The sequence below is a fragment of the Novipirellula caenicola genome (genome assembly GCF_039545035.1).
Taxonomy (GTDB): domain Bacteria; phylum Planctomycetota; class Planctomycetia; order Pirellulales; family Pirellulaceae; genus Novipirellula; species Novipirellula caenicola.
Genome location: NZ_BAABRO010000001.1, coordinates 196,399 through 220,707, shown reverse-complemented (window position 1 = coordinate 220,707; position 24,309 = coordinate 196,399). Strand labels below are relative to the sequence as shown.

Annotated in this window: 13 protein-coding genes; 9 read left to right on the top strand and 4 right to left on the bottom strand. The window is 55.1% G+C overall.

Translation table 11 applies throughout. The annotated features are described in order from the left end of the window. Positions 1-403 precede the first annotated feature (403 nt). A complete protein-coding gene (locus tag ABEA92_RS00790) occupies positions 404-1,465 on the bottom strand; it encodes a DNAJC11 domain-containing protein (RefSeq protein WP_345681817.1) in 1,062 nt (353 codons plus the stop codon). 228 nt (positions 1,466-1,693) lie between these two features. Here ABEA92_RS00790 and ABEA92_RS00785 point away from each other — a divergent pair, with 228 nt between their 5' ends. Next, positions 1,694-2,755, top strand: coding sequence for a hypothetical protein (locus tag ABEA92_RS00785; RefSeq protein WP_345681816.1), 1,062 nt, complete (start codon positions 1,694-1,696; stop codon positions 2,753-2,755). A 490-nt stretch (positions 2,756-3,245) separates the two neighbouring features. Here ABEA92_RS00785 and ABEA92_RS00780 read toward each other — a convergent pair whose 3' ends face one another. Both ABEA92_RS00780 and ABEA92_RS00775 read right to left on the bottom strand, forming a co-directional pair. Beyond that, positions 3,246-4,754: a sulfatase family protein gene (locus ABEA92_RS00780; protein ID WP_345681815.1), complete on the bottom strand. Its 1,509-nt coding sequence runs from the start codon at positions 4,752-4,754 to the stop codon at positions 3,246-3,248. Between the two features lie 184 nt (positions 4,755-4,938). Beyond that, a complete protein-coding gene (locus ABEA92_RS00775) occupies positions 4,939-5,592 on the bottom strand; it encodes a BON domain-containing protein (protein ID WP_345681814.1) in 654 nt (217 codons plus the stop codon). Positions 5,593-6,273: 681 nt separating this feature from the next. On the opposite strand from ABEA92_RS00775, the gene ABEA92_RS00770 reads away from it, so the two are divergent. Next, the gene (locus ABEA92_RS00770; RefSeq protein ID WP_345681813.1) at positions 6,274-8,187 is read left to right on the top strand and encodes a hypothetical protein; all 1,914 of its coding nucleotides are present in this window, start codon (positions 6,274-6,276) and stop codon (positions 8,185-8,187) included. A 38-nt stretch (positions 8,188-8,225) separates the two neighbouring features. Here the strand turns inward: ABEA92_RS00770 and ABEA92_RS00765 are convergent, their stop codons facing one another. Further along, positions 8,226-8,939, bottom strand: a complete 714-nt coding sequence (locus ABEA92_RS00765; protein ID WP_345681812.1) for a helix-turn-helix transcriptional regulator — start codon at positions 8,937-8,939, stop codon at positions 8,226-8,228. Positions 8,940-9,684: 745 nt separating this feature from the next. Here ABEA92_RS00765 and csrA point away from each other — a divergent pair. The 7 genes from csrA (at position 9,685) to ABEA92_RS00730 (ending at position 24,294) form a co-directional block, all read left to right on the top strand. Further along, positions 9,685-9,912 carry a carbon storage regulator CsrA gene (gene csrA, locus ABEA92_RS00760; protein ID WP_040768968.1) on the top strand — a complete coding sequence of 76 codons (228 nt, stop codon included), beginning with the start codon at positions 9,685-9,687 and terminating at the stop codon, positions 9,910-9,912. Positions 9,913-10,539: 627 nt separating this feature from the next. Beyond that, positions 10,540-12,648 carry a flagellin N-terminal helical domain-containing protein gene (locus tag ABEA92_RS00755; protein WP_345681811.1) on the top strand — a complete coding sequence of 703 codons (2,109 nt, stop codon included), beginning with the start codon at positions 10,540-10,542 and terminating at the stop codon, positions 12,646-12,648. 473 nt (positions 12,649-13,121) lie between these two features. After that, complete coding sequence (locus tag ABEA92_RS00750) at positions 13,122-15,572, top strand: flagellin N-terminal helical domain-containing protein (protein WP_345681810.1); 2,451 nt, start codon at positions 13,122-13,124, stop codon at positions 15,570-15,572. Between the two features lie 307 nt (positions 15,573-15,879). Then, positions 15,880-18,654, top strand: coding sequence for a flagellar filament capping protein FliD (fliD, locus tag ABEA92_RS00745; protein WP_345681809.1), 2,775 nt, complete (start codon positions 15,880-15,882; stop codon positions 18,652-18,654). A gap of 54 nt (positions 18,655-18,708) precedes the next feature. Beyond that, positions 18,709-19,230, top strand: a complete 522-nt coding sequence (locus ABEA92_RS00740) for a flagellar protein FliS (protein WP_345681808.1) — start codon at positions 18,709-18,711, stop codon at positions 19,228-19,230. A 355-nt stretch (positions 19,231-19,585) separates the two neighbouring features. Further along, complete coding sequence (locus ABEA92_RS00735) at positions 19,586-23,386, top strand: secretin N-terminal domain-containing protein (protein WP_345681807.1); 3,801 nt, start codon at positions 19,586-19,588, stop codon at positions 23,384-23,386. Further along, positions 23,386-24,294, top strand: coding sequence for a hypothetical protein (locus tag ABEA92_RS00730; protein WP_345681805.1), 909 nt, complete (start codon positions 23,386-23,388; stop codon positions 24,292-24,294). The genes ABEA92_RS00735 and ABEA92_RS00730 overlap by 1 nt, the downstream gene beginning before the upstream one ends. Positions 24,295-24,309: the final 15 nt, after the last annotated feature.

Below are 24,309 nucleotides of genomic sequence, written 5' to 3'. Positions count from 1 at the left end.
AACGACAGGGGAACTTCCCTCGCAACGCGGCCGGTATTTGGACGTTTCAAAGCGTTTTGAACCCTGACTGCCAAATTTCATCACCAAGCGTGCCTTTTGAATTTGCGCGATTATCACAACCCGACGCGTAAGGTCTGAAGTTGCGCTATTGTCGTTTTTCCCGGCAAATCACAACCCGACGCGTCAGCGAGGGAGTGAGTCAAAATAAAGATTCCCTTGCTGACGCGTCGGGTTGTGATTAACACGCCACTTCCAAACGCGTAGGCGAGGGAATCTTCAAAATGCGTACTCGGGCTGTCGACGTATCAATCGCTTGTCGAAGTCATCAGCCAGGGGGCGTCGTCGAACGACGATTTTGAGCAGTCGTTAAGCGGCCGTGATTGGTAGGTGTTGGAGTGGTCGGCTAAGGCAGAGTGATGCGGTTTCCTTGGTAAACCGATTTGAACTTAAGTTCTCCGTCGGCGAAGTAGGCAACCAGTAGTGTTCTGGGGCCGCCAAACCCGGGTGCTGGCTCGCCCCAAGTTTCGGTCCTTACATCGGCGGTCCAACTGCGTTTCTTGCCGACGGCCTTGCGGACTTTGTCGGTCACCTCAATCCAGCTAACATTCTGGCCATAAAAAGCTGCGACGACATGGAAGTGATCAGTTGCCGAAGTGGACGCCCTGATCTTTTCCAAATCGCGCATCAGCGACTCGGAGGCGGATTCCGATTGTTGTTTGAACTCGCGTGATGCTTGCAGCAAACTTGCTTCATATCGCTGGACCGCTTGCCTGACTGCGGGCGACCGTTTTTGTTTGGTTCTTGCCGTTTTGTTTTTTACCGCGGTCTCGGCCGACGGTCGATCGAATTGGACCCAGAAATTCTGAAGACCTCCGCTGAGCGTGCCGCCCGATGTCGGCAACGTTTCTGCGATCGTGACATTTGCATCAAATTGCGACGACCCATGTGGATGGGTGGCCGTTCCTTCGAAGTGCAACGTGCCGGAATCGTCGCGGCGAAGCTGTCCAGAAAGTGAGACGTCGTGATTCGCTTTGAACGCAAATCGCTGGTTGACCGCGATGGTTCGTTCCAAGAGTGGTTGTTTGGGGTTGTCCAAATACATTCGGACGCGAAATCGGGAAAGCTCCTCCGGCTCCGGAAGCACCAATGTCCCCCAGTCGGACGCGGCACCATTGCTGGCGACCATCTTCAACTGCACTTGGCCTTGATATCGATAGACCACGGCAAGTGTCTTTTCGCGTCCAATCCTCGGCGTCTGAATCCCTTCTAGAATGGGTTTTAAGCTTTTCAAATGGAGCTGGCCGTTGGTGACTTGAGCCTGAAGTTTTTCGGTCAAATCGACCCACTGGTTGGACGCCCCGAACCGAGCTTCAATGATCTCGAGCGACTTCTGAGTGGCTGGCATCTCTGCGAGGACCGCGTTTGCGAGGACAAGTCCACACAGGCAGGTAACGAGTAGTCTCATACGAGTTGCTCCGATCGAGGATCCAAGTTGGCTTGATCTTATATGATAGCGAGTGCATCGCGAGACATACCGCATTGTCCACATGGGGACAGAGTCTTTTCACTCGCTCCTCGCACACCCTTTAAACGGGGACAGAGCACGATTGTTGGGGGTTGACTTTTGATCAGGTCGGACGAACGATTCATTAATGGGACGAAACCCGTTCGCTCTGCTCGTAAACGAGGTGTGATGATGGCCCGTCTAGCTCGATCGGAAGTCTTTGACCCCGACGAAATCGCAATTGCCCATGTCACGACTCGGACCGTACGACGTTGCTTCTTGATGGGCGACGACCCAATTACCGGCAAAAATTTTGACCATCGCAAAGATTGGATTGAAGGGTACCTAATACACTATGCACATTTTTTTGGAATTGATTTGCTAGCGTTCGCGTTGCTATCAAACCATGCCCACTTGATCCTTCGCACGCGACCTGATGTTGTGGCTACGTGGAACGACAACGAGGTGGCCCGTCGCTGGATGATGATTTGTCCGCATCGTCGAAGTTCTGATGGCGTGCCCCTTACGCCAACCGAAGCAGAGATTCGCTCGATCGCAGGTTGTCCTGTCAAATGTGCAGAAATCCGCAAACGGCTCAGTAGTATCAGTTGGTGGATGCGACTGCTTTGTCAGCGTATCGCGATCCGAGCTAACCAAGAAGACGAAGAAACGGGCCATTTTTTTCAAGACCGCTTTCATGCTACGCGGATCGTTGACGAAGCTTCGTTGTTAGCATGCGCGGCCTATGTGGACTTGAATCCGATCCGCGCTGCATTGACTGAAACGCTCGAACGGAGCGACTATACATCGGTTCAGCGGCGAATCGATTCGATCACGACCGAAACAGCCAATGACCAAGCCGTTTCGATCACAAAGCTGCGTGACCATTTTCTGGCTCCGATAGCGATCGATGAACGGTCTGGTCAGATCGGTCCCTGCGCAAGCCAGTCGGGAGACCGCTGTAGTGACAAAGGTTTTCTGCCGATGTCGCTCGAAGATTATCTGGAAATGCTTGACTGGACTGCCCGCCAGATTGCACTTGGAAAGCGAGGCATCACACCCGCAGATACTCCGCCAGTGCTAAAGCGGCTCGGCTTGGACTCAGGGAAATGGTGCGAACTGGTCAGCGACTTCGGCCGATTGTTTTGCACGGTCGCCGGACGTCCCGAGTGTGTCGATTCGCTCCGCAGTCACCACTCACATCGCCGCTATCATTTGCGGCGACGAGCAAGAGAGCTACTCACTAGGTAGCCGCAAGCTCGTCCGCCTCTCTTCTTATCTGCTATCAAGCATGGCGAAACATCGCCGATAGAGGAAGCTGTGAATCCACGGCCAACTTCCGCGATGATTCTGTCTATCTTGCTGGTGATTCAGCTGTCGCGGTGCTGGACTTGAGTCGATTTTCCACCGTCAACCCTCTCTCGCTACCCAAGACTACCCCAGCAAACTGCTGTGTCCCTGTTTTAGTGTTCCTAGGAATAGCCCTCTTTCGCCATCCGGGGCCGCTCCCAAAATATGCTCTGTCCCTATGTGGCTATGTGGCTCCTACGCGGGGACTCGCAGCTGCCTCAGCAACATGCTCTGTCCCTATGTGGGACGCGGGCGAGCAGATCCAACGGGTTAACTTGCGTTGACGTGGCGGCTAGTCTCGGATGCGACGAAAGCCGTTGACGACTTCCGCTACGACCAAGCCTGATGGAGGCCATCCGTCACGGCCATTTGCTTAGCTACAGACATTGCCTCACTTGCCTTCGCGAGCCCATTGCTTGTACAGCTCGGTATTCTTGCGATAGTTTTCTCGCGATGTCTTGTTTCGCATCGATTGCATTTGGTCTTCGGTCTCAAGCACATAGACCTCAGGCGATTCAGGCCCCATGTCGCCAGTTTCCTCGATCCACCGTTGCAGACGCTGGCGATGCCACGTCAGTGCGTTCGCATGCTGCGGATCATTGGCTAGATTCGTCGTTTGCCAAGGATCGTCGCCATACAAATACAATTCCTCTGCGGGACGTGTTGGCGAAAACAGCATTTTTTCCGACAACGCGTTTAGCGTGCCAGCGGAGTGCAGTTCCCGCAACCGCTGCAGGATTAGCTTTGTGTCTTTGTAGTCACTTGGCATCAGTAGCGGCCGCTGAGGATAGAAGTTCTTGATGTACAGGTAGCGATCGGTGCGTACCGAACGAATGCGATCGGCCGCTTCACCACAGCGATCACGGGCCGCAAACACCGCCTGTTTGGGCTGATAGTCTTGGTCAAGGATGTCTTGCCCTTGCATCGTTTCTGGAATTTCGATGCCCGCTGCGGCTAACGACAATGCAGCAACGTCAATGTGCTCGACCAAGTCGGTTCGCGTTTCATTCTGGCCAACCCCTGGCCCGCGAATGAGCAGCGGGATGTGAGTGCCCTCGTCATACAGAAACTGTTTGCCTCGCGCGTGGCTGATCCCGTGATCGGTAAAGAAAACAACAAGCGTGTTTTCCAACAACTCGTCGCTTTTCAGCCGATCGATGACACGTCCAACATGAGCGTCGGTGATTCTGACGCTGTCCAAATACGTGGACCAGTCACGCAGCAGCACGGGGTCACGAGGGTAATGGGGCGGAAGCTCGACGCTAGCCGGGTCGGTGGCTTCGCCGAACTCTGCGACCATCCGCTTTTGAATCGCGTCGTACTTGGCTTCGGACGCACCGCGGATCTTCCCTCCATGCAACTGCACCTGCATAAAAAACGGTTGTCCGGATTCCCGTCCGCTCCAATCATACGAGTCGTAGATTGTTTTATCCCAATCAAAGTTGTAGTCCGTTTTCCCCATCCGATTGGTTGGCGTTGCATTGCCGCTCGCGTCGTAACCAGGCAAACCGCTGCCGATACACGTCCAATAGCCCGCCTGCTGAAAAAGTTCTGGAATTGGCCGCACTCCCTCAGGCAACACGATTTGATGTTCACCGCGACCGCTACGGTGGTGGTGAGCTCCGATCGACGTTTGGTACATCCCGGTGATCATTGCCGATCGAAAGGTCGAACAGACCGGCGATGTCGCGTAAGCTCGCGTGAATCGCAATCCCTCTTTGGCAAGCTGGTCCACGTGCGGCGTCTGAATCGTTGTCTCGCCGTAGCAAGAAAAGTTCGCCGACATATCGTCGACCACAAACCACAGGATGTTGGGACGATCCGCAGCATAGGTCGCTGCAGCAGTGAGCGACCAGCCGAGAAGAAACGCGGCGAAGACGAGAGAGATTCGGTGAGGCATTGTTAACAAGAGTCGGAGGCTCGCGAGGCAATTTGGAACTTGAGCGTCGCTAAAACGTCGTCCAATTCTACTCGATGTCAACATTGCCAGCGGCACGCATCGGGCACGACTCCCTGCGTTACCGGAACGTTTGCAATCGCGGAACTAACCCACTCGGCCGCGGCCTACTAAAACTTGCCCCAGCCTATTGAAACGACGGCGACAAACTGATGCGGTTTTCAACGGATTTGACGCCGGGTTCTAGACGCATCAACAGTTCACTCATCCGTCGCTCTTTTTCGGTGCCAACGACCCCTTCCAAAATGGCCGTGCCATCTTGAACGTGGATGTTGACGCCTGAGATTCGGCTGTGACTTGGCAACGTCATGATCCGTTGCGATGCGGATCGTTGGATCTGCGTCGAACTTCGAGGCGTGACCTCGATTGCCGAACGAAGCCGCGTGCGGATCACGGGTTGGGCAGAAGTCGATGCACCGGTATTTCCAAACATCCCGCCCAATCCGCCAAGTCCTCCAAAGCCGCCGCCACCGCCAAAACCACCAAAGCCTCCGAACCCGCCGGCATTACCGACCCCGGATGCTGCGCCGCCAAGTTCGTTGAAACCGGCACCGGTTGCCGCGGTCGCGCCGATCGTTGTTCCGCGTTCGATCTGAGAAAACGCTTGGTCGGCATCCATCGTGGTGGCTGTCGATGATGTGCCTGCGTTCGAGGTTGTTCCGCCTGTGGCGGTGTTATTCGTGCCGCCAGTCGCCGTGCCGGTGTCGATCTGCTGCGCCAACGTGGGGTGGACCATGAGGACGACGGCAGCGGCGAAGAGCGAGAAACGTAGATGCATCATGGAAATCAGATCGTTGAATGGGCGTTTCAAAGTGGCACCGAAGCACAGCAACCGCCAACCGGACAAGGGCTCCCTCGGACCGTGGCGTTGGAGTGTGGGGGAATCACAGACTCAGCCTAGTTTAATTGACCGAGACGCCTATTTTAAGCATTTTCTGCGAATCCTTCTTAACACCGGTGTTCTTTTTGAACCACCGGGCAGGCCAAAAGTTCCGCAAGGCCAAAAGTTCCGCAAGGCCAAACGATCCACGAAGCCAAACGTTCCGCGACACTCGACTCGGTTCGCGTCGAGAGCTAACCCACCACAAAAAGGGGGTGGCGTCCGCTGCACGCTGAGCTAAATCGTTCGAACAATCACCCCAAACCATGGGGATTCACCCTATACTGTCGACAATCCTCGCAAAATACGGGGATTTACGGCTAACTGCGGGCGATCACCGCAAACGTTTGGGCAGATCGCCAACTCATCCACCTTCGCTTTACATCCATGCAAGTCGCCTTGGCGCTTGGCGAAGCGATATAATTTTGCTTTGAACCAAGACTTGAGTTTTTTGTTCGAATAACAAGACACATTTTGGATTCAATGTCCACTTGGTGCCTGGCTCTTCGTGTTCCTTCGTGATCTCGACCTTTTCGTGATCTCGCTCGCTCTTTGAACTTGCTTTTGTGAAAGAAATCTCTCATGCCATTCGGTTTCCGTCGTTTTGCTGCTCACGGTGGTTTCGTCAACGTTCGGTTCCTTGCGTTGTTTTTGACGGCGGTCATCTCTACCGCCTCAATGCCTTTGATCTCGTCGGCCGATGAGGAATCAAAGGTGCCCGGGGCGCCCCATTTGCTGCCTGCCGACACGCTGTTGTACGTGCGTGTGGATAATGCCGACGAATTTCGACAAAGTCTTCGTGATTCGTCGATTGGGCGAATGATGGCAGATCCCAAGTTAAAACCTTTCGCCGGAGATATCTACAACACCGCTGCCGAACTGTTTGATCGGATCAGTAGCGAAGTCGGGGTGTCGTTGGACGAATTGTTGGCAATCCCGAGTGGTCAAGTTTCGGCGGCGATGATTCCCGGAAGTTTGCCTGAGAACAATTCGGGCGTCGCCGATCCGGACTCGAGGCAAGACGAGTCGGATGAAGCGATTCGTCGGCGGATTGAGCTTAAACGCCGATCCCAGAATGCATTGGCTGGATTGTTTATCGTTGAATCAGGTAAGCAAACCGATGACATGATGGCAATCGTGGACCGGATCGAGCAGCGTTTACTTGGTGCAGGATACGTTCGTCGCGATCGTCGGATGGACGATGTCAAGTTGGTCGTCTTGACGCCGCCGCGTCCAGGACGCCCCCAGGTCGAGTATTTCCAGCATCAACAAACGGTGGTGTTTGGCATCGGCTATCGCACGGCCGAATCGGCGCTGGAACATTGGCTCGACAAAAGTGATACGCCGACGATGGCGGACAACGCCCGATTTGCCAATGTCATGGCCCGCTGTGTGGGGGCGGAAGACAGTCGTCCCCAGTTAACCTTTTTCGCGGATCCCTATCATGTGGCGGAGCGATTGGTGAAACGGGGCGGTGCTGCAGCCCTGGTGTGGCCGCTGCTAGAGGAGCTTGGCATCAGCAAGATCCAAGGGATTGGCGGAAGCACGTTTTCGGGAGGCGAAACGTTTGACGATATCAATCATCTGCACGTGTTGATCGATGCCCCGCGAGACGGTTTCTTTGGGGTGTTGCGGCCGCAGACGGTTGACATCGTGCCACCGAATTGGGTGCCCTCGGATGTCACCGCTTACACCACATTGCAATGGGACTTTGAAAAGACCTATGAAAATTTGAACAAGATCCTGGCCGTTTTCCAAGGCGATGATCCTTTGCCGCGATTGGTCGAACAACCGTTTCTTGAAGCAACGGGGATTGATCTTCAGCAAGACGTGCTGAGCAATCTTAGCGGCCGCTATGTCAGCGTCACGTGGCTGGAGCAGCCGGTGAAACTGAACAGCCAAATCACGGCTCGCGGATTCGAATTGAAGGATCCGGAAGCTGCCAAGGCCGTGATCGCAAAATTCCGTGAAAAACGCCCCGAAGCGATCTCGGTCGAAACGGTTGCCGGGAGCGTGATTTATGCTTCGACGCGAAGTCGCCGGAACATGCCCGCCTCACTGCGTCAACCTGAACCGAGCATGGCGATACTGGGCAATTGGTTGATCGTGGGCGACAGTCGCAATTTTTTGACGCGGATGATCCAAGCCCATTCAGGATCGCGGGGGCGGTTGATCGAAGTTTCCGAGTTCGATTTGGTCGCCAGTGAATTAGGTGGCAAGTTGGACGGCGAAAAACCGTTTTTGGTGTCGTTTGTTCGCGGTTCAGATTATTTTCGTCAATTGTATGAGTTGGCAAAATCCAATGACTCACGCCAGTTCTTGCGTCGCGTCGGGGAACGAAATGTGGTAATGAAAAACTTTTCTGACTTGCTCAGCCGCAATGAGTTGCCGCCGTATGAAGAGTTTGAAAAGTATTTTGCACCTGGCGGCGTTTTTGCCTATGACGAACCGACGGGGATCCACATTGGTTCGTTCAACTTGAAACCACAGGATTAGTGAAGCGGAACACCGGTGCGGTGGTGTGCAACGGCATGTCACCGCAGCCGGTCGATCATGCGGTTTTCTTCTAACCGCACTAGCAGTTTGACGATCTCGACTGGCCGGCGTAGCCCCAGTGAGGTCATGATGCGTTGCCGGCGATTTTCGATCGACTTGGTTGTCAGATGAACGGTCGCCGCAATGTCCTTGGTCGATTCTCCGTCAGCGATCATCCGGCAGATCGTGTGGTCGATGTCATCGAGCGTATTGAATACGGCGAATTGTTCGCGTAACGACAAACGCCGCACGTCCTCGTCTTTGTCGACAAAGCCCAAGATTCGCGAAACCCCGAGGATACAGAACGCGGGGTCGGCGAGCTCGTCGAGCCGTCGTTTGAAGGTTTGCAGGGCACACATGCGGCCATCGGCGTTCGCGGCGAAATGCTGACACTCGATCCAAGGGTTCCCGAGCAGCAAGACGGCGTCGGTGTGATTGTCCGTTTCGTCACTGCCGACGGTCCGGCCGATCATCGTGCCACCGTTGGCGAACACGTCACAGAGCGCTTGGTTTTCTCGTATGATGCAACCGTGCGCATCTTTGATGTAGACACAGTCGGTAAAACGGTTCAGGTCAGGTTCGGTCCCCGTTGCGTTTTCAGCCCATTGCAACAGAGCATTGACGACTTGAGTTTTTGATAACTCAAACGTGCGCGAATGAACCTGATGAGCTTTGTCGATGCGATTTGATATATCCACGGAGCGAAACATCATTCGGTGGGCCACGTGATTTCTAAGTGTTCTTCCTTCGAAACAAGCCGCCACTTGCCTCGCGACGTCGACTTACTAATATCCCCCACATAACGGGGTGCCGTCTAGGTGTAATCGTAATCTGTGTAACGAATTGTTTGGAGCGGGTGCATGTACAAAACGTTACGTAGCCGTTGAAACGTTGCTGTTGTGTCGAATCTCGATCCACGAAGCAAACGCGATTTTGTTGAGTTTTTTTTCTGCGGATGTTTGCCTGCGACGAATGATTCGTAGATACGAAGAATCATGAGATTGAAATCGTAATTTTGTGGTTCATTCGGGGGATGGCGCAAAAAAAACGTACGCGTTCTTGTCCACAGGATCGATGCTTGTGAGCGAACTAGCGCGCTTGGGTTGCAATTCGTTATGAATCGACAACAGACGGGTGGGTGACGGCGACCGCAGAACGGACCGATCACCGTCACGCAGCGCTCGATGCAAACGAAAAGAAAGCCCGATGGCATCGGCACCCGAGCGTGATGCAATGGTTAAGACATGGCGATGCATCATGTTGGGATGAATCATCACGACCGGTATGATGAGACTTTGGCGACGGAATTCAATGTCGGTGACGCTTTGATCCGATCTCTAGTGTTGTTCAAGGAGGAGCACAGTCCACGAGCTGGCCCGATTCTTGACTTGCATTTGAGGAAGGATTCCTCAATACGAAACATTACCTTCCAAACCATCCATCCACTTCGAGGGCACCATGCTCGTCCTTTCCAGACACCGCGACGAAAGCATCATGATTGGCGACGATGTTGTTGTTACCATCGTTGATATTCGAGGAGACAAGGTCCGCTTAGGGATCGAGGCTCCACAGTCGATCCCCGTTCACCGGCAAGAGGTTTACGATGCGATTCAGCGTGAGAATCGCAAGTCGTCGCAAACCGCGCCAGGGGCGACCAAAGACGTCCGTCCACAACGAGGCGATTGAATCGCAACAACGTAGCTGCCCCGATCGGGACGAATGACTGCGACGACCGAGTCCGATGGCAACGGTTGCAACTTGACCGCTTGCCTCGGCGTCACGCAGGTCCCGGCTGACCAACGTCCCTTGGAAAGGGGGCGGATCGGATTGGATGGGTATCAGCGATGTTACGTTTGCGAGAGATCGGATGGGCTTGAGCAATCACAAGCGATACCAAACCACGCGGCGGATAGACGTCGCGGCGCCCGACCACTGCAGAGACAGAGCGACATGATGTCGGTCTTTGCAGCGGATAATGGCGAACAATCGACTAAAAACAATCACTTGAAAGCCCTGGATGACGTCCCCACGTCGGCCAGGGCTTTTTTCGTTTTTGCGTTCTCTGTAACGGTTATAGCGATTAGGTTCCCACGATTAGTGGGATTTTGTGTCTCAGCGAAAAAGCTTGATCAAGTTTCCCAGTCGGTACGCTTTTCGTGACCCATCTTTTCGGCAGACAAGAGTGCCTTCATGGGGTAGGAATCGAAGGTCGGTTCCAAAAACGAGGCAGTCCTAATGTCTGCCGGTCCTTTTTAGCGGCCGGATCCACCATCGTTTGTGCGATTGGCCGCAAATTCAGAGGATTAAAGAACTATGACCAGAATCAATACCAATGTTTCGTCGCTTGTTGCTCAGAACCGTCTGCAGAGCAGTAACAATGACTTGCAAACTTCGTTGACACGTTTGAGCACGGGTTTGCGGATCAACAGCGGGGCGGATGACCCAGCGGGTTTGATCGCGAGTGAAGCATTGCGATCGGAAATCACCGGTCTGAACAAAGCCATCAGCAATACAAGCCGTGCAAACCAAATCATCAGTACTGCCGATAGTGCGCTCGGACAGGTCAGCAACCTGCTGAACGACGTACGTGGCTTGGTCGTCGAAGCGGCCAACACCGGAGCACTAAGCAGCGAGGAAATCGCGGCGAACCAACTACAAATCGACAGCTCTTTAGAAGCGATCAACCGAATTGCACAAACGACGACCTTCCAAGGCCGAAAATTGCTCGACGGAAGCTTGGGCTTTCAAACCACAGCGGGCACCAATTTCGGCAAAGTGAAGGATTTGCAAGTTGACCAAGCGAGCTTGGGCAGCACCGGAAAAGTTTCAGTGGATGTCACCGTCAGCAAAGCGGCCGAGCAAGCGTCGGTCGAGGTTGCGAATATTCCTGCAGGAATCGAAGCCACAGCAGCAACCGGCGACATCACCTTCACCAGCCAAACGGCAGCGGTTGCATCGACACTGGATTTCACCCTCGGCGGCGAAGACTTCACGCTCACCGCGGACACCGCGGGTGCGGCCGGTGACGATTTGACGATCACAGTCGTAAATACTGGAACCTCGGGATCATCGCCCGCCATCTCCAAAACAGGTGACGACTACACGATCACGCTGGCAAGCGACTCAACCGCCACGGCGGACGATATCGCCACCGCGTTCAACGCGTATGTGGACGCTAATGACGACGATGTAACGTTGACCACCACTGGTGGTACAACCAATGTCGGTGCGGCGACCTTGACTCAGACCAGCTTGGCAGGAGGTGCCGATGCGGGCACCGCTGAAACCGCCACGCTAAACATTACCGCCAATACCGCTGGCACCGCCAGCAATATCGCTAGCATCAACTACGTCGAAGATGCCGGCACCACGACTCCGACGGCATCGTTTGATTCCGATACCGGAGCCCTTACGATCACGGTCAATGACGCCAGCAACGTGACATTGTCGTCGGTGGTTGATGCAATCGCAGCGGGGACCGATTTTACCGCTGAAATCGAAACCGGAGGTGATTTCACCACGTTCGATCCAACGATCACGACCGCAGCGAGTGCGAACTTGGTCGACGGTGTCGATCTAGGCGGCGGATTGGCCGAAGCCGCTGTATTCGAACTGCAAGGCACCAATGGATCGGAAGTCTTCAACGTCAGCAAGAACACCACAATCGACGATTTGGTTAGCCAAATCAACTTGGTTTCCGACGCGACAGGGGTCAAGGCGACCGCTAGCGGCACGACGCTCAGTTTGACCTCGACCGCCTACGGCAGCGATGCCGTCGTCGATTTGCGAGTGATCAACGAAGCGGCTACCGGAACCCTGACCGCTGCGATCGGAGCGGGGAAACGGGATACCGGGGCGGACATCCAAGCCAAGGTCAACGGTATCGAAGCGAGTGGCAAAGGCAACAGCCTGAACATCAACACTTCGACACTCGACCTGTCGCTGACCGTCGAAGAAGGTTCGAGCGACAATATCAGCTTCGAAATCAACGGTGGTGGTGCTAAGTTCCAACTTGGTGCCGACGTGGTCGGTAACCAACAAGCTCGTATCGGTATCAACAGCGTGAACACCGCTCGTTTGGGCGGAACCAGCGGCAAGTTGTTCGAGTTGAGCTCGGGTGGAGCGGCATCGTTGGCCAATGATCCATCGAAGGCAGCCGAAATTGTCGGACAAGCGATCGATCAAGTGACCGGGATCCGAGGCCGACTCGGTGCATTCCAGTCGACGACGCTCGACAGCAACTTGGTCAGCTTGAATGAAACACTTTCGAATTTGCAAGAAGCTGAAAGCTCGATCCGTGATGCGGACTTTGCCAAAGAGTCGGCGAATTTGACACGAGCACAAATCTTGGTTCAATCCGGTACCAACGTGTTGTCGCTTGCCAACCAGAATCCTCAAAACGTTCTCTCGTTGCTTCGATAATTTCGAAGTCAACGTCGGAAGAGACGATTTTAATAACGACAGGTCGCTCGAGTTTATTCTCGAGCGGCCTGTTTTCGTTTGCTGGCAACCCCTTTTCTTGCCGCCTATGTGCCAACCCTAATATCGCATGCGAACCAATTGCCCCAAGCAGAGGGGGGCAGGTCGTAAGTGTTGTGGGGTTTCTAACTTGGCAAAGTCCAATCCATTTTGCCTAATCGGATCATGAAACTGCGTTATCTAGTCAATCTGTAACGACTATGCCTGATATCGGACCATCTTCGAGTCGACCGATTCAGTTTTGATGACAATACCCGCAGACTTTCTAGGGCCACATCCGATCTTCACACTGTCGGCAAAAGTGTCGATCCGAGGTTTGAGTCGCGATGACTCCGTAGCCTTTCCAGGAACACCGGTTCACTTCGGCCGGATTCGTACCTTCACGTTTTCGATTTGCCGCAGGAATAATTAAGACCATGACAAGAATCAACACAAACGTTCCCTCGCTCGTCGCCCAGAACCGATTGCAATCGAGCAACAATGACCTGCAAACCGCATTGACGCGTTTGAGCACCGGTTTGCGAATCAACAGTGGATCGGATGACCCGGCAGGTTTGATCGCAAGTGAAGCGTTACGATCGGAAATCACCAGTCTTGGAAAGGCAGTCAGCAACACGCAGCGTGCAAGCCAAATCATCAGCACGGCCGACAGTGCGTTGGGGCAGGTCAGCAACCTGCTTAACGACGTTCGAGGTTTGGTGGTCGAAGCGGCCAACACCGGCGCCCTGAGCAACGAAGAAATCGCGGCAAACCAACTGCAGATTGACAGCTCGTTGGAAGCAATCAACCGAATCGCTCAAACGACGACGTTCCAAGGCCGTAAATTGCTTGATGGTGGTTTGGACTTCTTGACCACCGCCGGCACCAATTTCAACAAGATCAGCAACTTGCAGATCGACCAAGCGAATCTTGGCCCCAACGGCTCGCTAAATGTTTCGGTTTCGGTTACCGCCGCAGCAGAACAAGCAACGGTCTCGATCGCCAATATCCCCGATGCCACTGCCGCATCCAAATCAGCAGGCTCACTCGACCTGAGCCGTACGATTGCTCCGGCAAGTGCGGCCGGTTCGTTCGAGTTCTCGCAAGCGAATGCTCAAACCGAAGCATCCTCGGGCACAATCACATTGCCCAATGCGGGGGATTTCACGTTCGCCGCTAAAACAGGCGGAGCGTTTGAGGGAGCCGCTGGCGAAGGTTTGGACATCATCGTTCAGACCGTTGGATCAGGAACGCTATCGTCGATCGACAGTTCCACGCCTGGCGAAGTGACCATCACCTTGGAAGAGGGGAAAACGCTAGCAGCGATCGCCACAGAATTGTCGGGCAACGCTGACTTTGATTTCCAAAGTGTCGCAGCAGTCAACGTTGACAACACCGACGTCGTTACCAGCGGGAATGAGTCGCTGACCGGTGGTGCAGATGCTTCGACCAGCACGGCAACGATCGACATCACTGCGGACGCAGACGGCGTGGCTGGCAACGTCGGGTTGGTGTTCACCAAGACCAACGGAGCGCCCACCAGTGCTAGCATCAACGGCGATGGCGATATCGAAGTGGTCGTTGATGACAACGGCACGACCACTTTGGAATCGATTCGAGCCGCAATTGACGGGATTAGTGGGTTCAGTGCCTCGATCACCAATACCGACACGCCTCCTGTTGGCGATTACGACAACACGACTGCGCCTCCGACGGCGACTGATTTGACCGGCGGTGTGGATGCAGCGACGTTGACGTCATCGATCTCGTTGACCGCAACCGCCAATGGGGCAACCGCCAACGGTGCCACGATTACTTTCAGCAAGGTTGACGGAACCACGACTCCGACCGCCGTGGTTGATGGCAGCGGAAATATTACGATCACCGTCGAGGACGACACCGACGTTGCGGTCGCGGACATTGTCGCTGCGATCAATGCCGAAGGTACCTATGAAGCGGAAGCCGATGCGGGCGATACGTTGACGACCTTCAACGGCAGCACCGATACCGACACCACGACGGCGTTTGCCGGAGGCGGTTTGGCGACCGGCGGTTTGGCGAAGGACGTTGTCTTCGAATTGCTGGGTAAATCAGGCTCCGAAGTGTTTAACGTCAGTGCCGGTACCGGGATTGATGACCTCGTCACGCAGATCAACTTGGTCAAAGACGCGACCGGCGTCACTGCGACCAAAGATGGAACCTCGCTGGTGTTGACCTCGAGCGAATACGGTTCGGACGCGGTCGTCGACCTTCGAGTTATCTCGGAAGAATCGGGCGGAACGTTCGAGACCGCGATTGGTGCCGGAGCTCGTGACACAGGTGCCGACATCAAGGCTAAGATCAATGGGGTCGATGCCAACGGAAAAGGCAACCAGCTTTCGATCAACACCTCGACCTTGGACGTAGCGATCACCGTCGAAGCGGGCTCGAGCGACAGCGTCGACTTCACCATCACTGGCGGTGGAGCCCTGTTCCAACTCGGTTCGGATGTGGTCAGCAACCAACAAGCTCGAATTGGCATCGGCAGCGTCGGATCGGCTCGACTCGGCGGAACCTCCGGAAAACTGTTCCAACTCGGCAGTGGCGAAGCCGCATCGCTGACAAACGACCCGAACAAGGCCGCACAGATTGTCACCGAAGCAATTGATCAAGTGACCAGCATTCGAGGCCGACTTGGTGCGTTCCAGTCGACGACGCTCGAAAGCAACTTGGTCAGCTTGAATGAAACGATGGCCAATCTGCAAGAGGCGGAAAGTTCGATTCGCGACGCAGACTTTGCTCAAGAGTCGGCGAACCTGACACGAGCTCAGATCTTGGTTCAATCGGGTACCAACGTGCTGTCGCTTGCCAACCAGAACCCGCAAAACGTTTTGTCGCTACTACGATAAAACCCAAATGTTCCTGTTTGACTGGCATACGGCCGGTCGAGAGCGATCTCGGCCGGCTATATGTCATTCTCGCAAAACCGCTCTGACCGTCATCGAGTGCCGTATCTTTACGGATCTTTTTCTGGACGAATGGACTGGTAATAGTCGATTGTGAGGTAGGGAATAGTGGAGCGTCATGCGCAGATCCAGTAATGGGGGTGCGTGCTGATGGACCGGTGCCGCTTTTTTGGCACTTCTCGACCGTACAAGACGCAGGTTGCGGCTTTTCGCAATGCTGCACTCCTATTACTAACGTTGCAAAACACTCATGGGGCGAATTCAATCATCCGTCGGACTGGTCACCGGAACCGATATTGTCGGTACGGTCGATCAATTGATTGCAATCAGTGCCCAGCCGCGTGACCGTTTGATCGCTAGCACCGAATTGCTAGCCAATAAGCAAGCGGCGATTGCCGAGCTGACGGCGTCGGTGATTGGGGTCCAGCTTGCCGGGAATCGGTTGGCGAGTTCCACGCTGTTTAAAAGCAAGACGTCGACGTCGTCCAACAGCGATGCGTTGTCGGTCAAAAGCGGAAGTGCAGCCCAAGTGGGGACCCATGTGGTGCGGACGCTGCAAACCGCGTCGACTCATAACACCACGTCACTGCAGCGATTCAGTGCGACTGATACCGCGTTGGGGTTTACGGGCCAACTGAGTATCAATCATGGTGAGAGTCTGATCGATGATTCGGTAGCGCTTTCGAGTCTGAATAATGGCCGTGGCGTCGAAGCGGGCGTCGTGCGAATTACCGACCGCTCGGGAAAATCGGCTGAGATCGATTTCTCCGGTGCCCGAGACATGGACGACGTGATCACGTTGATCAACGACGCGGACATCAACGTCCGAGCCACCACGTCGGGCAATTCGCTGAAATTGATTGACAATACCGGCTCGACCAACAGCAATTTGATCGTCGAACAACTCGGCGACGCGGAAACCGCCGCGGACCTAGGCATTTGGGGAATTGACGTTGCTAGCAGCACCGTCACGGGGCTCGAGTTGGATCTGCCCGATGGAACGGAATCGGTTCGCGGGGCCGCACTAAGCGAATTGGGCGGTGGCAGCGGCGTCGGTCCGCTCACCAATCTGGATATCACGCTTTCGGATGGTTCCTCGGCCAGCATCGATTTGTCGTCAGCGACCACGACTAGCGAGGTGATCGACGCGATTTCGGAATCCGGATTAAGTTTGACGGTGCGGCTAAACGACGCTCGCAACGGTTTTCAAATTCGTGACGTTTCGGGGGGATCCGGCACATTCACGATCGATGCTGCCGACGATACGGCCTCGCAGCTCGGGCTGACCGCGTCGACGACCGATGATATTGTCGTTGGCGAAAATCTGAATCGGCAAAACGTCACCCGCGATACCTTGCTCGAAGACCTCAACGGAGGTCTCGGGGTCAATATCGGAAGTTTCACGATCAAGGACAGCAAAGGCGTTCTTGGCGCGATCAATTTAAAAACGGCTGGGGCGAAAAATGTCGGCGAATTGATCGACAAAATCAATGCATTGTCGGCCAATGTCACCGCATCGATCAGCGAAAACGGCGATGGAATCTCGATCGTCGACAACGCAGGCGGCAGCGGCAAATTAACGATTGCCAACAGCGGAACTTCGACGACGGCATCGGATTTGAACATCGCTGGAACGGCGACAAACCAAACGATTGGCGGACAAACCAAGTCGGCCATCGTCGGCACCAGCGCCGATGTGATCGAAGTGACTGCCGACGATACGCTCGAGTCGTTGGTCAGCAAAATCAACGCCGACGGTCGCTACGGCACCGCATCGATTCAGACGAATGACGATGGATCGTTCTCGCTGCGGATTCGCAGCCAACGCGGTGGCGAGGCGGGAAAACTTGCTATCAATACAACCGGTTTTAGTCTCGACTTGCGAACCGAATCACGCGGTGCGGACGCGTTGATCGCGGTTTCGACCGACGGCGGAACCGAGCGGTACGTCAGTTCGAGTGATGGCGTCTTTGACCTTGGGACCGACGGTCAGGAATCGAGTCTGATCAATGGATCGACTCCGCTAGCTTCGCTGAAAGGCGGCAAGGGAATTTCGCTTGGTAGTTTTAAAATCACCGACAGCCGTGGAAAAACGAGTGCCGTGAATCTGCGAGTCGAAGAGATCACCACCGTCGGTCAATTGACGGCAGCGATCAACGACCTCGGAATCGGCGTTACCGCATCGATTAACGCCGATGGCACTGGGATCTCCGTCGTCGATACCGCCGGCGGCAGTGAAACGCTGACGATTGAAGATGTCGGGCTTGGTCGATCCGCCGCGGATCTTGGCATTGCCGGCGAAGCCACCACACAAACGATTGGGGGCGAATCGGTTTCCGCTTTGGTGGGACCGGCCGATGGCGATGTCACCGATTCTGCGACCGGGATCAGTTTGACGCTCAAAGAACTATCAACTGATCCAATCACGATCACGGTCAAAGACGATCCCACCGTAGTTTCCAATGCTACCAAAACCTTTGTCGATCAATACAACAAGCTGATCGACAAGCTCGATTCGCTGACGTACTACAATGCCGAGGCTCAAGAGGTAGGGTTGCTGTTCGGATCGAGCGAAGCCAATCGGATCCGCGATTCGTACAGCCGGTTGTTGTCGGGGACGATCACTCAGGCGGGCGATTTAAAGTCGCTCGGCAGTGTTGGGATTCGATTCAATAGCGAAGGGCAACTCGAATTCGATGCTGAGAAATTTGGCGACGCGATGAGCGAAGACTCTGCCGCAGTCGAAGCGTTCTTCACCACTTCGGAAACCGGGCTTTCGGCACGGCTCGATTCAGTCGCCGATCGAATTGCGGGGGTTTCGAACAGTCTATTGATCGGGCGAACTGAAACATTGGCAACGCAGATCACGCAGAACAATTCGCGAATCGAAGCCCTGAACGAACGGCTCGAAAGTGAACGCGAACGTTTGCTGAAGCAGTTTTACTCGACCGAAGAAGCGATCAGCAAAATTCAAGGAAATTCTTCGTATTTGTCTCAAATTGAGCGAATTACGATCGATTCGTAATCTTCCTATTCTTCCTCTCCTGATTCAAGAATCCTGCAAGGAGGCAGGTAACGCATGTCCTATTCCCCTTCGCAGCCCGCATCGAATTTCCAACCAAGCGGCTACAAGCAATCGCGGCGATCCACGGATGGCTATCTCGAATCGAGCATCCAACATGCGACGCCAGCTCGTTTGCGTTTGATGCTGCTAGAGCGGTCGGTCGAGGTCGCTCGCGTGCTTGCCAATGCGTGGCGGACACAACCCGAAAAAAAGGGCTGCAACGAATACTCGCTGAAACTATTGGATTTGCTGACCGAGTTGTTGTCCGGTATCACGGGCAACGAAGAGGTTTGCGTTCAAGTCGCGGATCTATACGTTTTCCTTTCAAAACACCTGCTGCTTGCCGAGCAATCCAGCGATGCCGACGCGATCGACGAACTGCGTCAGGTCTTGGAAGTCGAAGCAGATACGTGGCGAATGGTTTGTGCAAACGAGACGCTAGCAAAAGTGTCAGGCGGCGCTTCGACTGGCGCTCCGGCCGTGGCTCCGGTCGCCACCGACACGCCAATTTCGGGTGGACTCAACCTGCAAGGCTAGTTCGGACTCGGCCATCTTCCGATCAAATCTCACCGCATTCCCGCACGGGACGCAGAAATCCGTTTTACACGGTTTGACGCGTCCCGTGCGTTTTTTTTGCGGCATCGGGCGGATCACGTGTACCACGGGTATCGACCGGTTCGTTACGAACGCCGTCAAGTCCGTCGTACGACTAAAACAACAAGCCGTTGACGAGTTCCGCTACGGCTCACTTTCGCGGGTTGTCAAACAATGCGAGAGATTTTGACTGTAGCGATTGTTCCGGTTGATCCGATGATTCCTATTGAACGGGCTAGAGCGCACGTAGGTCTGTTCATGGAGTACGTCTCTCGACAAACAATAAAGGTGGTCGCAAATGCGGCGATGGATCCTCAGCACCCTGACTCTTGGAATGACATTGGTGCCGTGTACCAATTTTGCATTCGCGCAAGATGCATCAGGTCCCGCACTTCGTAAACTTTCGGTTCCCGCAGCCCAATCTCGCTCGATCGCGACCAAGCTCAGCTTGATCTATCGTGATGTTCCGGGTGTGCAAATTTCGCCCGATGCGAAGAACAACCAATTGGTGGTCATGGCCCCCGAATCGGCTCAACGCAAGATTGCCGAGGATGTTCAGTCGCTAATGAACTCCGAAGCGGTGTTGCAAGCTTCAGCGACAGGGCCCGTTCACGTGCAGCTCAAGAATGTGACTTGGCGCGAGTTCGAAGACGATCTGAAGCGACTCGCCGGGCTTCCGCTGCCGATCACGACGACCCGTAACGGCGAACGTGCGTCGTTTCAGCTCAGCGCGGCTCCGCTACAGGGCACCACGGTCGAGGTTGATCGTCGTCGCAACCTAGTGACCGTGATGGCTGCCCAACAAAACCAAAAAGGGTGGCAGAAAGTCATCAACACGTTGGACGTTCCGTCGTTCGATCAGTCCAAGGTGACCGAGTTGATGCGGCTCGAAAACGCCGAGCCGGCTCCGATTCAGCGGGCCATCCGTCTGCTAGGCGAATTGGATGCTCGCCGCGTCAAGCCCATCACCGCCGAAAACGCTTTCCAAAACGCGGTCTTTCAACAGGACGCTGCCCCAGCAACGCCCGCACCGGACGCGGGGCCGGCAACGGCAAACGGCGACGCTGACTCCGATGATCAAGGCGGATCGGGCGTCATCGGAGATACCCAAATTCAATTTGTCCCCGAACTCGGCACGATCATCATTCGCGGAGCCAAACGCGACGTCGAACGAGTGATGGAAGTCATCAAGGAAATCGAAAAGCAAAGCGATCTGACGCGCCCCGACATCGAGGTGGTCAATCTACGGCATGCCGATAGCAATGCGGTCGCGACGCTGCTGAAGCAATTGTACGATGATGTGCTCTCCGCACGACAAGGCGAGGTTAGCATCACCGCACTTGATTCGCCCAATGCGTTGCTGCTGATCGGTCGCGCCGAAGCGATCAATGGTGTACGTGATTTGATCGCCAAAGTCGACATTCCCGTCGATGATTCAAGCCGATTGCGGATCTTTCGTCTGCAACACGCTTCAGCATCGGACGCCGAAGAAACCATTCGCAACTTCTTTGTCGATCGACCCGGTGTGGGCGACGATCTGCGTCCCGGCGTTGGACCGCGGGTCCGCGTGTTGGCCGATTATCGCACCAATTCGTTGATCGTCAGCGGGGCACCGCGAGACATGGAAGAGGTCACGCGGTTGATCAATGACTTGGACGTGCAACAAGTCTCGGCTCAAAGCGAGATCAAGATCTTCCCACTGAGCAATGCAGTCGCTGAAGATTTGGCTCCGGTCATCCAATCAGCGATCAATGGTGAAAGCGAAGCCGGAGGCGACACCGGTGTGACCACGCCGTCGACCTCGTTGTCGATCGTTGCCGTCGACGGCGACGGAGATCAAATCTTTGATTCGGGCATCCTAGCCGGTGCCGTGATCACGGCGGATCCTGGAGCCAACTCGATTGTCGTTCGCGCTCCGGCGGCCAGCATGCCACTGATTGGCGAGTTGATTCGCCAGCTTGATAAAGCACCCGGCATCGACTCGCTCGTCAAAGTGTTCACGATCGAAAATGGTGACGCGGTGCAGTTGACCACGGCGTTGACACAGCTGTTCGGCGACGATGCTGCGTCCAGTGGAACCAGCATCGGTGCGGGCAACCTCGGTGGATTGCCGACCACGACCGCTGGTGGCGATAGTTCGCTCGTGCCATTGCGATTTAGTACTGACCTGCGGACCAACAGCATCATCGCTAGCGGTTCGGCCGAAGACCTCGAGGTCGTCGAGAGCATTTTGCTGCGTCTGGACGGTGCAGGGTTCGCCGAACGCATCACCGAAGTCATTTGGCTGCGTCACCAGGCCAGCGATACGGTCGCAGCCGCGATCCAACAATACGTCCAACAAAGGACGACCGGAGTGAACACGATCCAGCAGTTTCAACAGGGCGGACTTAGCCCGTATGACCTGCCCGATCGCGATCTCATCGTCGTATCCGAGCCGATCACCAACAGCCTGCTGCTGAGTGTTTCACCGCGGCTGTATGAGGACGTCCGCGGGTTGATCGACAAGCTTGACCGGCGGCCGCCAATGGTACTGATCAAAGTGCTGCTTGCCGAAGTGAGCCTTGACGACATCTTCGAAGTCGGTGGCGAAATTGGTCTGCAAGACTCGTTGATGTTTGACCGAGGCATCGCATCGGATGCATTCCCTGCGTCAACACCTGGATTCAACTATAACGGCAACGGCACGCCAAACCTCGCCTCGTTCGGTAAAGAGAGCTTGGCCGGACGTGGCTTGACCAGCTTCGGCGTGGGGACCACCAATGGCAATCTTAACTACGGTGGTTTCGTCCTGAGTGCGGCAAGCGAGTCGGTCAGCCTGTTGTTGCGAACGTTGCAAGACGCACGTCGACTGCAGATCCTTAGCCGTCCGCAAGTCATGACGATGGACAACACCGAAGCCCTTGTCCAGGTCGGCCGTACGATCGCGCAAGTGACCGGAGTGATCCAAAATGGGATTTCCGGCAACCAGGTTGTCACGGAACCATTGCAGGTTGGTTTGATCATGCAAGTTCGTCCTCGCGTAGGTGCGGATGGTTTGATCATCATGGACATCGATGCCACACGGTCGGACCGTGACGCATCCAACGGAACCCAAGTTCCTACGGGCGACGGCTCGGTGTTGATCCAGGATATCTTGGTGACGACCGCGCAATCGACTGTCGCAGCCTACAGTGGCCAAACCGTGATTTTCGGCGGATTGATCCAGAAAACACGTAGCAACTTTAGCCGCCGCGTTCCTTATCTTGCTGACATCCCTTTGTTGGGCTACTTCTTCAAGTATGACCAAGAATTCGAGCGTCGCTCGGAGATGTTGGTGATCATGACCCCAATGTTGGTGACTGGCGAAGAGGACTTGGACTACGTCAAGGCAACCGAGTCGAGCCGCATGAGTTGGTGTTTGGCCGATGTGGTTGAAATGCACGGCGACGTGGGATTGAGCGGCGGTTATGGATTGTGGGGACCAGCGACAGGCGGCACGATCTATCCGGACTTGCAGCCCACCGTGGACCAGTTCCATCAAGGCGAGCTGCTCAACGGCGAAACGTATTGTCCGCCTGGTGCGGTCAATGAGTCCTCGGTGATCATTTCGGATCAACCGACCATGATTGACGCGGGAGCGTCGCAACAGGATTCGCCGGTGATTTACGAGTCGTCGACCGTGCCAGAGCATGCGATGCCGCGAGCCATTCCGCAAACTCGCAGCAACCCAGTGCCACCGCAAGATGGCTCCGGTGGTGCGGCTGCTCAAGGAGCGATGCGACCTCGGCCGGCACAACCGTTGACTCGCAGCGGCAACGAAGGAGAGGTTCAGTGGCAATCACCGCCGAACATGGATGGGCCCCGTCAAATGGGTAACAGTCGTCCGCCGATCAGTGGTCCCGCGATGAACCCCTACTCGCAAGCGGTAAATGAGTCCGGTGCGAACCAAGTCAGTTGGATGCAAACGGCAAACGCCGGAAAAACGATTGACTATGCCGCCGCATCAAGCGACCGTCCTCAGCGACTAGGCGTGGTCGATCCCAATCCTTCGCAAGTTCCCACCGCGACCCAGCCGGTGCAAACGGTTCCCAGTATTTCCCCGCAAACATGGATTCGATAATGACCCATTTCGAGAACGTATCGAGTGCCGGCGTCACCCGTCGGCGATCCCTTCGCCGTTTTATCGGTAACATGGCGGTCAAATCGCTAGCGGTGGCAATCCTTTGCTCGACCGTCGGCTGTATCACCGTCGGCCCCGATGGGAAACGCGTTACCAAGCCCGGCGGATCGCTCGCCGATAAAATGCCTTGGGCCAAAAAGAAGGATGAAGTCCCCGAGCCGTACCCGAACCCGGTGAAAATGGCGGTGACGTGGACTCCGGACACCTTGGTGCAAACCAATCGAACCCCCACGCGGGGCTTCGGCGGACGAATCTTCTTTTACAATGAAAAATCGCACGCCGTGCCCGTCGAGGGAACGCTCGTGATCCACGGTTTCGACGAAAACGCCGAAACCAGCGACAAAGCGACAAAGCGGTTCGAGTTTACGCCTGAGCAGTTTACGCGTCACTTTAGCCAATGCGACCTTGGTGCTTCCTATAGCATTTGGGTGCCTTGGGATGCGGTCGGTGGTGAAGCTCGTCGAATCTCGCTGGTGGCATCGTTCCGCACCGATGAGGGGCATACGGTTCAAGGCGTTCCCGCCACCGTGATGCTGCCAGGGAAGGAGTCCGCCGAGGTGAAGATTGCGAAAGCAGAGCGAAAGTTGTCGGCTCAGTACCAAGAGTACCGCGACGCCGCCGCATCGATCAACACGCGAACTTCGGGTTTGACGACCACAACCATCAAGCGACGTTCCTCACGTGCTGCGGCGCAACAAGGCGAAGCACCACTGCAAATGTTCCGAAATTCGTTGTTGGCCGACAAAGCGTCAACGCCTTCGGCTGAGATCAAGATGGCAGACAAGTCCGCCGAAGAAGGCGTACTGCCAGCAAGTGCAACGATGCCCGCAAGCTCGTTCCAACGCTAAGGCGACATCGACTTC

Bases quoted from the DNA above. Each gene is read 5' to 3' on its own strand.
- ABEA92_RS00790 (WP_345681817.1), bottom strand. From the start codon at position 1,465: ATGAGACTACTCGTTACCTGCCTGTGTGGACTTGTCCTCGCAAACGCG.
- ABEA92_RS00785 (WP_345681816.1), top strand. From the start codon at position 1,694: ATGATGGCCCGTCTAGCTCGATCGGAAGTCTTTGACCCCGACGAAATC.
- ABEA92_RS00780 (WP_345681815.1), bottom strand. From the start codon at position 4,754: ATGCCTCACCGAATCTCTCTCGTCTTCGCCGCGTTTCTTCTCGGCTGG.
- ABEA92_RS00775 (WP_345681814.1), bottom strand. From the start codon at position 5,592: ATGATGCATCTACGTTTCTCGCTCTTCGCCGCTGCCGTCGTCCTCATG.
- ABEA92_RS00770 (WP_345681813.1), top strand. From the start codon at position 6,274: ATGCCATTCGGTTTCCGTCGTTTTGCTGCTCACGGTGGTTTCGTCAAC.
- ABEA92_RS00765 (WP_345681812.1), bottom strand. From the start codon at position 8,939: ATGATGTTTCGCTCCGTGGATATATCAAATCGCATCGACAAAGCTCAT.
- csrA (WP_040768968.1), top strand. From the start codon at position 9,685: ATGCTCGTCCTTTCCAGACACCGCGACGAAAGCATCATGATTGGCGAC.
- ABEA92_RS00755 (WP_345681811.1), top strand. From the start codon at position 10,540: ATGACCAGAATCAATACCAATGTTTCGTCGCTTGTTGCTCAGAACCGT.
- ABEA92_RS00750 (WP_345681810.1), top strand. From the start codon at position 13,122: ATGACAAGAATCAACACAAACGTTCCCTCGCTCGTCGCCCAGAACCGA.
- fliD (WP_345681809.1), top strand. From the start codon at position 15,880: ATGGGGCGAATTCAATCATCCGTCGGACTGGTCACCGGAACCGATATT.
- ABEA92_RS00740 (WP_345681808.1), top strand. From the start codon at position 18,709: ATGTCCTATTCCCCTTCGCAGCCCGCATCGAATTTCCAACCAAGCGGC.
- ABEA92_RS00735 (WP_345681807.1), top strand. From the start codon at position 19,586: ATGCGGCGATGGATCCTCAGCACCCTGACTCTTGGAATGACATTGGTG.
- ABEA92_RS00730 (WP_345681805.1), top strand. From the start codon at position 23,386: ATGACCCATTTCGAGAACGTATCGAGTGCCGGCGTCACCCGTCGGCGA.